Here is an 11278-nt window from a genome sequence, read left to right as displayed (position 1 = left end):
ACCTTTCTTTTTTGTACTACAAAAAGTTACAAAAAAGCCAAGGTTCGCTACCCCGTTTTTTTAAATGAAATTTATATACGGTGAATGCCAGATTGGAAAAGGCGGAGCTTGAGTTGCGTTAGCAAGAGAAACAATGTTTAGAGGATTTTAAAGCAGCTCACCTTTCTTTTTTGTACTACAAAAAGTTACAAAAAAGCCAAGGTTCGCTACCCCGGTGGTTGAGTTTGGGCCATAAAAAAAGGTAAACAAGCGTTTACCTTTTTTTGCCCCAAATCTACCATGAACTTAACCTACTTATGCTATGGTATGCATCAAATATATAGGATAATTTGTTTGACAAAATCAACTTTTAGATTAAGGGCAAATATTTTCGTTGAACAACACATATACAGAAATAAAACCTATAAAGTCACTAGGATAGTATGAGTTATCGTACGATGTTATTGGTGAAAAAAAAGCGATTCGCTCAAAGTATTTATCTGTTCATGGTCGAGGGTTATAGCTCGCCCCTCCGCTGCGATTTGGGCAAAATAAAAAGATAAACCGAAGCTGTGTGAATAGGGAAGCGGCTCGCTTAAAACTATTTATCTCTCCAAAGCTCAGATCTGTAGCTCGCCACCCCTTTGAGATTTGGGCAAAATAAAAAGGTAAACCGAAGCTGTGTGAATAGGGAAGCGGCTCGCTTAAAACTATTTATCTCTCCAAAGCTCAGATCTGTAGCTCGCCACCCCGTTGCGATTTGGGCAAAATAAAAAGGTAAACCGAAGTTTTGTGAAAAGGGAAGCGGCTCGCTTAAAAATAACTATTTGTACAAAGTCGAGGTCTGTAGCTCGCCACCCCTTTAAGATTTGGGCAAAATAAAAAGGTAAACCGAAGTTTACCTTTTTGCCCCAAATCTTACCATGAACTTAACCTACTTATGCTATGGTATGGGTCAAATATAGGACAAATAAAACTACTAAATACAGATTTTTCCTACTTTTGGATAAAGTGAATTTTATATTCGATTAACGGTAACTTTTGTGAGGTTTTTCCGAAAATTTTATTCTAATAGGCGCGCTCAGGATTGCCTTCATAGAAATGTATATAGGCCTTATTGACTACCCTATTGCCTCCGGGCGTTGGATAATCTCCCGTGAAATACCAATCACCAAGGTTTTTGGGACAAGCTTCATGAAGGTCGCTTACCGATTGAAAGATCAGTTTCACCTTTGCATTTATGGTCTCATCGCTAATGATCTCTGCAATCTTATCGGAGATCTCCTCATCACTAAATGGGGCATACAGCTCTTTTACGTGATTAATTACCTCGGTATCATGCAATTCCAATTGTTTTTTACACTTATGATAGATTTCTTCTACAATTTGAAAGGTGCCGCGGTCCCTGTGCAACTCGAGTGCAGCATTAAAGGCTACAAGATGCTCTAGCCGCGCCATATCGATACCATAGCAATCCGGGTAACGAATCTGTGGCGCCGATGACACCACAACGATCTGTTTCGGGTTTAAGCGGTCCAACATTTTAAGAATACTCTTTTTTAATGTAGTCCCTCGAACGATACTGTCGTCAATGATGACCAAATTATCTGTTGGTTTTACAACCCCGTATGTAACATCGTATACGTGAGCGACCAGATCGTCTCTGCTGCTGTCATCGGTAATAAAGGTGCGTAGCTTCACATCCTTGATCGCAATTTTTTCGGTGCGGATCTTATGCGCTTGGATTTGTTCCAGTCGTTCGGTCGATAAATGACCTTCCTCGCGAAGAATAGCTTCGTTCTTTTGTTTGTTCAATTCATTCTGTGCCGCATCCAACATACCGTAGAACGATGTTTCAGCCGTATTCGGGATAAAGGAAAACACAGAATTTTCAGTATCATAATTAATAGCCTGTAACACTTTTGGCATGACCAAGCGTCCTAATTCCTTCCGTTCTTGATAGATCTCGGCATCACTTCCACGAGAAAAATAAATACGCTCAAAAGAACAGGATTTACGTTCCAAGGGGGTTAATATTTCTGAAGTAGTAAAGCTGCCATCCTTCTTAATGATAAGGGCATTCCCGGGGTCAATTTCGTGAATGGTCTCGAACGGAACATTGAACACGGTTTGAATGGCGGGTCTTTCTGAAGCTACCACGATCACCTCATCGTCCTTGTAATAATAGGCGGGTCTTATTCCGGCTGGATCCCGAAGCACGAATGAATCCCCATGACCCAATAATCCTGCCATGGCATACCCACCGTCCCAGTTTTTGGCCGATTTCCGAAGGATCTTCGTAAGATTTAAATGCTCGGCAATATAAGGAGAGGCTTCGATCTTCGTCATTCCCTTTGCCTTGGCCTTTTTGTACAATTTGCGAACTGCATCGTCCAAGAAATGACCTATTTTCTCCATCACCGTTACCGTATCGGCCTTTTCTTTAGGGTGCATCCCCAACTTGATGAGGTTGTCGAACAACTCGGTGGTGTTCGTCATGTTGAAGTTTCCGGCAATAATAAGATTTCGGTGCATCCAGTTGTTCTGTCTTAAAAAAGGATGAACGTTCTCAACACTGTTTATTCCGAAGGTGCCATACCGCACATGGCCTAAGAAAAGTTCACCAATGTACGGAATGTGTTTTTTCTGCGCAGCGACATCATCTTTAAATTCAGGATGTATCTTAAACTCTAAGTTGATACGCTCGTTGATCTGTGCAAAAATATCCTGAATGGGTTGTGCTGCATTGGAACGCACTCTGCTAATATAGCGCTCTCCCGGATTGACATCCAATTTGATGCTCGCAAAACCGGCGCCATCTTGTCCGCGGTTGTGCTGCTTCTCCATCATCAAGTACATTTTGTTGACACCATAGAAGGCCGTTCCGTACTTTTCCTTATAGAATTCTAACGGCTTAAGGAGTCGAACCAGTGCAATTCCACATTCATGTTTTAAAGCGTCGCTCATAGTGTGTTCCCAGAATTAGTAGTTAAAACTACAAAAAAAGCCCTGTATTTTCAGGGCAGGTTATTAAGTGAGTTGTATATCGAATTGTGTTAAACTTTTAAACTGTTGTATGCGTTGGTGTACTTCTTTCTTCGGAAGGTTGATCATACGCTCTGCACCAAATTTCTCTACACAAAATGAAGCCAAAGCCGAACCGTAAATAATGGCCGTTTTCATGTTTTCGTAACTGTAATCACCGGTTTTTGCTAAATAGCCTGCAAAACCTCCTGCGAAAGTATCCCCTGCGCCCGTAGGGTCAAAAACTTCTTCCAAAGGTAAGGCCGGAGCAAAGAATACATCGTCCTTATGGAACAGTAATGCACCGTGTTCCCCTTTCTTGATCACTACATATTTTGGTCCCATAGCCATGATCTTTTGTGCAGCAACAACAAGCGAATATTCGCCTGTAAGTTGTCGTGCCTCTTCATCGTTAATGGTAATCACATCTACTTTGGCAATTACCTGCATTAGCTCTTCCAAGGTGTTATCCATCCAAAAGTTCATGGTGTCCAATACCACGAGCTTCGGATTGTGCATTTGGTCGATAACACTCAACTGAACTAACGGATGCAGGTTTCCTAACATCACGACTTCGGCATCTCTGTAGTCTGAAGGAACATTGGGATTGAAATCGGCCAATACGTTCAATTCTGTCACCAAGGTATCCCGAGAGTTCATATCGTTGCGGTATTTCCCACTCCAGAAGAAGGTTTTTCCCTCTTCTACTACCTCAAGCCCCGAGACATCCATGCCGTGGTTGGAAAGCAGATCGATATACTCCTTAGGAAAGTCGCCGCCTACAATAGAAACAATAGCTCCGTCTACCCCAAATTGAGAAGCAGCTAACCCAATGTAGGTTGCGGCACCGCCTAAAATTTTATCTGTTTTTCCAAAAGGGGTTTCAATGGCGTCGAACGCTACGGTTCCAACGATAACAAGACTACTCATACGCTGCTTTTAAAAGAAGGTGCAAAGATACAGTTTTGTCTACAGAAAAACTAACGCTTAGAACGGATTACTTTCTTCCAAAATCGGCCCGTTTTTTTATACTAAAATTTTATTTAACTCTTGACGGGTGCAGCTAAGTAACTTTTATTTTTTAATTATTTTTTGTACATTTTCATTACCTGTTTCTCCCACTATTTTAACAAAGTAAAATCCGGAATTGAAATTTTCCATTGCTATTTCAAAAAGTTTGGCTGGGGGGTCTGTTTCATGATAGACCAAAGCGCCTTGTAAATTGTAAATAAATACTTTTTTAACAACTAAGTCATTGTTTAACTTGATAAAAATACGATCCGTTACAGGATTGGGGAACACCTCAAAAGAAGCATCATTAAATTCAAGAATAGAAAGAGGATAGCTTTTAAAAATGGCATGCCCAAAAAGGGGATGCTCCATAGTAAGAACAGAGCCTGTACCGTCCTGTGTAATAGAATAATAAAGAAGTTCATGTGTAATCATTCCAAAGTAACTGTCTTCGAATGAATTATGGAGCTGTTCCCCGCAGTCTTCACCTGTCTCTGAAAAATCTATAGCGTTTAATTCATTATCCGGTAAAATCTCATATTGACCGCCAAAGGAATTACAGGCTCCCTCACCGCTAAACACCAAATTTTCTTCTATTCTAAGATAAGGGTCAATTGGGGGTTTTATTTCCGAAACAGTATATAAAGGATCCAGATCGTTAATTTGTACAGAATACAAATACCAATCGTTTTCAAACAGTTGTGGATCGGGATCTTGGGCAATTACGTTTCCAACACATAAGATTGCTATGAAACTGTAAAATACTTTCATAACTAATAATTTAGTGGTTAAATTAGGGGGAGTCTAACTCAAATATATGAATAAAAAATTATTTCCTCCCAAAATCGGCCGGGATTTCACCCCAGGCTTTGGTTTCCCATTTCACGATCCTTGTGTTGTATGAATTGTGCTTTAACCACTGTTCGGCGCGAGAGATAAGCTCAAACAAATAGGCGTTCTTTGCCGTTTGCTTCAGCTTTGTATTGCATTTTTTACGTTTCACCCACCCCATGGCAATACGCGAATCTGTGTAAATCATCCGGTCGCTCTTCTTCTGTTTCAGAAAAGCGAGTCCATGCACGATCGCCAAAAATTCTCCAATGTTATTGGTGCCCTGCTGAAACGGACCTTGGTGAAATAATTGTTTATGGGTTTGTGTATCTACGCCCCGATATTCCATTTTCCCGGGATTTCCGCTAGAGGCTGCATCTACCGAAATGGAGAAGAGATTGGGTTCGCCTATCTTCGCGCGCTCTGCAGAGGTAAGGGTTTTCTTTCGTGTTGTTTTTCCTTTATAGTCGGCGTACTCTTTATTGAAAGCGACCTTTGCTTCAGCCAGCGTTGGGAAAGACTTGTACTGGGCTCCCTTCACACCTTCAATGACGCGCTTACAGGCTTCCCAGCTGTCGTAGATCCCGGCAGGGTTCCCATACCATACTACATAGTATTTTTGCGTTTTTTTAGCCATGTTTTGGAGGTGAATGGGTGGCTGAATGGGTCTTTGGATTCAGCAACAGTTCTTCGATCACCTTCGGAAAGTGTACATATTCCAGTTGCTGCACTTTTTGGGCGACGGTTTGTGGGGTATCTTCTTCGGAAAGGGATACACTTTTCTGAAAGATCACAGCGCCTTCGTCGTAGTGCTCGTTCACATAATGGACGGTAATTCCGGTCTCTCGCTCCATGTTCGCTACAACGGCTTCGTGCACGTGTCGGCCATACATCCCTTTTCCGCCGTACTTCGGAAGGAGCGCCGGGTGGATATTGATCACTTTGTGCGGAAATTCCTTCAGAATGACCTCCGGAAACTTCAGAAGAAATCCCGCGAGCACAATAAGGTTCGGTTGAACTTCCTGTAGGATTTTCAGCACGCCATTTTCAGAAAATAGAGCGTCCTTTACAAAATGTAAGGATTTGACATTCAAATTTTTAGCACGCTCCAAGACCTTGGCATCCTTCTTGTTGGAAAGCACGAGAACAACCTCGGCAACTTCTCCCTGCTGAAAGTATTGAATTAAGTTTTGAGTATTGGTACCACTGCCTGAAGCAAAAATTACAATGCGCTTCTTCATTTAAAGTTTCTTTGGGCGTTTAAAGAAGTAATTAATCTAATAAATAACAAAAGTACGGTAATAGGGTTTTACTTCGCCCAAAATTGTTTAATTTGGTGATACATTTTAGGTATTAAATAGTGTTTTAAATTAAAAAATTTTATTTTTGCCACTTATAATTAAATTTAAAAAACAAGAATTATGTCAGACATTGCATCAAGAGTAAAAGCGATTATCGTGGACAAATTAGGTGTTGACGAAAACGAAGTTGTTAATGAAGCAAGCTTTACAAACGACTTAGGAGCCGACTCTTTAGACACGGTAGAGCTTATCATGGAATTTGAAAAAGAATTCGATATTCAAATCCCAGACGATCAAGCTGAAAATATTGCCACAGTAGGTCAAGCAATTTCATATATTGAGGAAGCGAAATAAAAAACTTCTTCTATGGAATTAAAGCGAGTTGTAGTTACTGGTCTTGGAGCCCTTACCCCTATTGGAAACAATATTTCTGAATATTGGGACGGATTGAAAAATGGGAAGAGCGGCTGTGCGCCTATAACGTATTTTGATGTTGAAAAATTCAAAACAAAATTCGCTTGTGAAATCAAAGATTACAATCCAGAGGATCATTTTGACAGGAAGGAAGCCCGAAAACTAGACCGCTTCGCTCAGTATGCACTCATCTCATCCGATGAAGCTATCTTAGACGCAGGAATTAACCTCGATATGGTAGATAAATTTCGTGTAGGAGTGATCTGGGGAGCGGGAATTGGAGGTTTGAAAACCTTTCAAGATGAAGTAATAAATTTTGCAGAAGGGGATGGAACGCCGCGTTTCAACCCCTTTTTCATACCCAAAATGATCGCCGATATTGCCCCCGGTAATATCTCGATCAAACACGGTTTTATGGGACCTAACTATACCACGGTCTCGGCCTGTGCTTCTTCTGCCAACGCGATGATCGATGCTCTTAACTATATTAGGTTAGGGCATTGCGATATTATTGTCACCGGTGGAAGCGAAGCAGCGGTAACTCCGGCGGGTATGGGTGGTTTCAATGCCATGCACGCACTATCTACTAGAAATGAAAGTCCCGAAACGGCCTCAAGACCCTTCGACGCTACCCGCGACGGATTTGTACTAGGGGAAGGTGCAGGGGCGCTTATCCTTGAAGAATACGAACACGCAAAAAAGCGTGGGGCAAAAATCTATGCCGAAGTAGTTGGCGGCGGAATGTCCAGTGATGCGTACCACATGACCGCACCACATCCCGACGGGATTGGGGTCGAGCGCGTGATGCTTAACTGTCTCAATGACGCCGGAATGAAGCCGGAAGATGTCGATACCATCAACACGCACGGAACTTCTACACCTTTAGGTGATGTAGCCGAATTGATAGCCATTAGTAAGGTGTTTGGAGATCACGCAAAGAATATTAATATCAATTCTACAAAGTCCATGACAGGACATTTGTTAGGAGCTGCAGGGGCTATTGAAGCGATCGCTTCAATCTTGGCAATGGAACACAGTTTGGTTCCTCCTACCATTAATCACACTACCGTAGACGAATCTATTGACCCTTCTTTGAATCTAACGCTGAACACAGCTCAAAAAAGAGAAATTAAAGTGGCCATGAGTAATACCTTCGGATTTGGAGGCCATAATGCTTGCGTCCTCTTTAAGAAAATGGATGCCTAATTTCCCCTCATGGCTTCAATAAAGAACATATTTAATTCTCGTGTCGAAAAGCACGGGGATTTTTTTTATGCGATAAAAAAGATTCTAGGATTTAAACCACGGGATATCAATATCTACAAGGAAGCCTTTACGCACCGTTCTACCAATGAAAAGAACAGTGATGGCCATTCGCAAAATTACGAACGACTTGAATTTTTAGGGGATGCCATGCTTGGCGCTGTGATCGCTTCTCATCTGTTCAAAAAAGTTCCGGGCGGTAACGAAGGGTATTTAACCAAAATGCGCTCTAAGGTCGTAAGCCGCGAACATTTAAATGAACTGGGCCGTGACCTTAACCTAATAAAATTTGTAAAGACCACCATTCCTACCCAGCAATTTGGCGGGAACATCCACGGAAATGTTTTTGAAGCACTCATTGGAGCTATTTACCTTGACAGAGGATTTCCTTACTGTGAGAAGTTCATCCATAAACGGGTGATCAAACCGTATGTGGATATCGAAAAGTTGGAAGGGAAAGTGATAAGCTATAAAAGTTTGTTTATCGAATGGTGCCAAAAAAACAAGAAGCGCTTTAAATTTTCAATCTACGAGGATACCGGTAAAGATGCATTAAAACATTTTGCGGTAAAACTGCTGTTGGAGGATGAGGTCGTTTCAAAAGCCAGGGCAACTTCCAAGAAGAAGGCCGAAGAGCGTGCGGCAAAACGCGCCTATTTTAAGCTTCAGAAAAAAATTGATCGCCGGCGGGAATAATCTTTTTGAATACGCTGCAGATACCGTACTTTTATAGCATACGCAGCTATGGTACATCACAAACTGGTTCTGGAAGATGATTTTAAGGAAACCTATTCCTTATTGGCCATTCATTGTAGTGAAGAAGCCTATAAAGTAGCCTATTTGATCAACCAGTTCGTGGGTCTTAAGCTACGAAGGAACGATCGCGATCTTGAATTTTCAAATAACGGTTTGGAAGTTTCCTTCCCGCGATTCATTTATGACAATGAAGCGCAGTATACCACCTACGACCTCGTTGCCAATACGTGCCGTTCTGTGGTTGCCAATGTGCAAAGCTCGGGTGGGTTGTTTACCGAAAATGCTTCGGAAACAGTACTAACCCATTTAATTCCTGAATACAAGAAAGTAGATTATTTTCTGAAGATCATTTCCGATTTTGAATTAATTCCGCTTCGGAAACTCATTTCAGATATCAACGAAATAAAACAAGTGATATCAGCCTATCCCGTGGATGTGGATACGGTGAAATCCAAACGAAACTTAATATTCGACTAATGCCAACTGAAAAGAAAACAAAGATTGTCGCTACCCTTGGTCCTGCATCAAGTAGTAAAGAGGTGTTAAGGAACATGATCTTGGCCGGTACCAACGTGTTCCGGGTGAACTTTTCCCACGCCGATTACGACAACGTAAAGAACACCATTAAGACCATACGTGAACTGGGAAAGGAATTAAAGATCTCACCGGCTATACTAGCCGATCTTCAGGGGCCGAAACTTCGCATTGGAACCATGAAGGAGGAAGTCGTGGTAGAACCGGGTGATGAACTCTTTTTTTGCACAGGCAAAGAATTTGAAGGAACACGTTCCAAGGTATATATGAACTATGACGAATTCCCGAAAGATGTCAATCCGGGAGAACGTGTCTTGTTGGACGATGGAAAACTTATCTTCGAGATCCTTGAAACAAATAAGAAGGATGAGGTAAAAGCGGTGGTGATACAAGGAGGGCCTCTCCAGTCAAAAAAGGGAGTAAACCTGCCAAACACCAAATTATCCTTGCCTGCCCTGACAGCGAAAGACAAAAAAGATGCAATATTTGCCATCTCTCAAAAGGTAGATTGGCTGGCTTTGTCGTTCGTGCGAAGTGCAGACGACCTTAAAGAGTTACAAGCGCTTATAGAAGCGCACAGCGAATATAAAATCCCCATCATTGCGAAGATCGAAAAACCTGAAGCAGTGGCCAATATTGACAAGATCGTCGCCTATTGTGACGGCATTATGGTGGCGCGAGGCGATTTAGGTGTGGAGGTTCCCGCCGAAGAAGTCCCGCTTATTCAAAAAGAGCTGGTACTTACAGCGAAAAGAGCACGTATCCCCGTGATTATTGCGACCCAAATGATGGAGACCATGATCACCTCTTTAACACCTACCCGCGCCGAGGTAAATGATGTCGCCAACTCGGTAATGGACGGTGCCGATGCGGTAATGCTTAGTGGCGAAACTTCCATAGGACGGTATCCGGTGGAAGTGATCAAGACTATGTCCAATATATTAAAGAATGTAGAGAATTCACCGTTGATACGGGTTCCGCAAGAACCACCGCATGTACGTACCAACAGATACATCACAAAATCTATTTGTTACCATGCGGCATTGATGGCCAACGAAATAGAAGCAAGGGCCATTTGTACCTTGACCAACAGTGGATATACGGCCTTTCAGATCTCTGCTTGGCGACCTACGGCGCACATTTTGGTGTATACGTCCAACCGACGCATTCTTTCGCGACTCAACCTCTTATGGGGCGTCAAGGCTTTTTATTACGATAAGTTTGTAAGCACCGATGAGACGGTCGACGATGTAAACAGGATCGCCTTTGAAAGCGGTTTTGTTTCCAAAGGCGATTATTTGATCAATTTGGCAGCCATGCCCATCGTAGAAAAAGGAATGGTGAATACGCTTAGGGTGAGTCAGGTGAAGTAGATCAATCCGCTACATCTGTCCGCGCTAACTTCATAGTATCTCCTTCTTGCGTAATGGTTACGGTATACCCGAATCCTTCGGCGCGATAGCTGTAGGTGATCTTTTCCAAGCGGTCGTTTTGTCTATTCACTTGAAGTTCACTTGCCCATGCGCCGCTTTTGGGTTTGGTCTGCTTCACCACTTCTTCATTGCTGCCTTTCGGGTTCGGGAAAGCGAACTCTGTTGGGATATCGAACAACTGTTTTGCAATATAGAAACCTTCGTGCCACTGGGTGGTGGGAAGGAGCAAGGTAGCAGTATTTGAAGGATTGCTGGCGGTACCTCCGGTTGTTTCAGAAAAAGACACGTTTGGAAATTGTGCCTTTAAGGCTTCGGCATACGCATTGGGTCTCATGTCTTCCTCAGGAGGAAAAAATCGGGATAAGTAACCGTTAAACGCATAACCGGTGTGCTGATTGTATTCTACTTGATGCATACCGCCTTTGATGCCTCCCACGGTCATGGTGGTTTCTTTTTCTTCGGAAATTACCTTTACCTTGGTACCATAAGGCATAACGGCGAGTTTCTCACTATTCAAATTATCGTGTTGCCTAAGGGTAAGTCCGCTGGAGGCGGTAACATAGAGATGTTCGGGGCTGGTTTCTTCTGAAGCTTCAGCGACAGCAAGATCTTCAGGAAGGGCTTCAGTTTCGGTCTTTGTTTCGTTCTTGCAAGCGAAAAGAGCGAAGGCAAGTGCCAACGCAACGATGGGAAATGCTACTTTTTTCATAATTGTGTGGGTTTCGTTACTAT

11 protein-coding genes are annotated in these 11278 nt (G+C 42.5%); 5 read left to right on the top strand and 6 right to left on the bottom strand.

What is annotated here, in order from left to right; translation table 11 throughout:
- Window positions 1-1047: 1047 nt before the first annotated feature.
- From AACZ11_RS05840 to purN, 5 genes are all read right to left on the bottom strand, one after another.
- On the bottom strand, window positions 1048-2946 hold the full coding sequence (locus AACZ11_RS05840; protein ID WP_290628823.1) for an amidophosphoribosyltransferase: 1899 nt from the start codon (window positions 2944-2946) through the stop codon (window positions 1048-1050).
- Between the two features lie 63 nt (window positions 2947-3009).
- Complete coding sequence (locus AACZ11_RS05835; RefSeq protein WP_290628824.1) at window positions 3010-3933, bottom strand: PfkB family carbohydrate kinase; 924 nt, start codon at window positions 3931-3933, stop codon at window positions 3010-3012.
- Window positions 3934-4077: 144 nt separating this feature from the next.
- The gene (locus AACZ11_RS05830) at window positions 4078-4785 is read right to left on the bottom strand and encodes a T9SS type A sorting domain-containing protein (RefSeq protein ID WP_290628825.1); all 708 of its coding nucleotides are present in this window, start codon (window positions 4783-4785) and stop codon (window positions 4078-4080) included.
- 58 nt (window positions 4786-4843) lie between these two features.
- Window positions 4844-5482, bottom strand: a complete 639-nt coding sequence (locus AACZ11_RS05825; protein WP_290628826.1) for a ribonuclease H family protein — start codon at window positions 5480-5482, stop codon at window positions 4844-4846.
- The gene (gene purN, locus AACZ11_RS05820; protein WP_290628827.1) at window positions 5475-6086 is read right to left on the bottom strand and encodes a phosphoribosylglycinamide formyltransferase; all 612 of its coding nucleotides are present in this window, start codon (window positions 6084-6086) and stop codon (window positions 5475-5477) included. The genes AACZ11_RS05825 and purN overlap by 8 nt, the downstream gene beginning before the upstream one ends.
- A gap of 180 nt (window positions 6087-6266) precedes the next feature.
- Here purN and AACZ11_RS05815 point away from each other — a divergent pair, with 180 nt between their 5' ends.
- Genes AACZ11_RS05815 through pyk form a run of 5 tightly spaced genes read left to right on the top strand, consistent with a single transcriptional unit; the run spans window position 6267 to window position 10486 of the window.
- Window positions 6267-6500, top strand: coding sequence for an acyl carrier protein (locus AACZ11_RS05815; RefSeq protein ID WP_034259990.1), 234 nt, complete (start codon window positions 6267-6269; stop codon window positions 6498-6500).
- A 12-nt stretch (window positions 6501-6512) separates the two neighbouring features.
- Window positions 6513-7766, top strand: coding sequence for a beta-ketoacyl-ACP synthase II (gene fabF, locus AACZ11_RS05810; protein WP_290628828.1), 1254 nt, complete (start codon window positions 6513-6515; stop codon window positions 7764-7766).
- A gap of 9 nt (window positions 7767-7775) precedes the next feature.
- On the top strand, window positions 7776-8519 hold the full coding sequence (gene rnc, locus AACZ11_RS05805) for a ribonuclease III (protein WP_290628829.1): 744 nt from the start codon (window positions 7776-7778) through the stop codon (window positions 8517-8519).
- Window positions 8520-8567: 48 nt separating this feature from the next.
- Window positions 8568-9056 carry an IPExxxVDY family protein gene (locus tag AACZ11_RS05800; protein WP_290628830.1) on the top strand — a complete coding sequence of 163 codons (489 nt, stop codon included), beginning with the start codon at window positions 8568-8570 and terminating at the stop codon, window positions 9054-9056.
- Complete coding sequence (pyk, locus tag AACZ11_RS05795) at window positions 9056-10486, top strand: pyruvate kinase (RefSeq protein ID WP_290628831.1); 1431 nt, start codon at window positions 9056-9058, stop codon at window positions 10484-10486. Before AACZ11_RS05800 ends, pyk begins: the two co-directional genes overlap by 1 nt.
- Window position 10487: 1 nt before the next feature.
- Here pyk and AACZ11_RS05790 read toward each other — a convergent pair whose 3' ends face one another.
- A complete protein-coding gene (locus AACZ11_RS05790) occupies window positions 10488-11255 on the bottom strand; it encodes an SH3 domain-containing protein (RefSeq protein ID WP_290628832.1) in 768 nt (255 codons plus the stop codon).
- Window positions 11256-11278 lie beyond the last annotated feature (23 nt).

Origin of the sequence: uncultured Altibacter sp. (genome assembly GCF_963972995.1) — a bacterium.
In the GTDB taxonomy this organism is placed as follows: domain Bacteria; phylum Bacteroidota; class Bacteroidia; order Flavobacteriales; family Flavobacteriaceae; genus Altibacter.
Note: the sequence above shows the minus strand (reverse complement) of the source record. Positions and strands in the feature narration are given on the sequence as shown.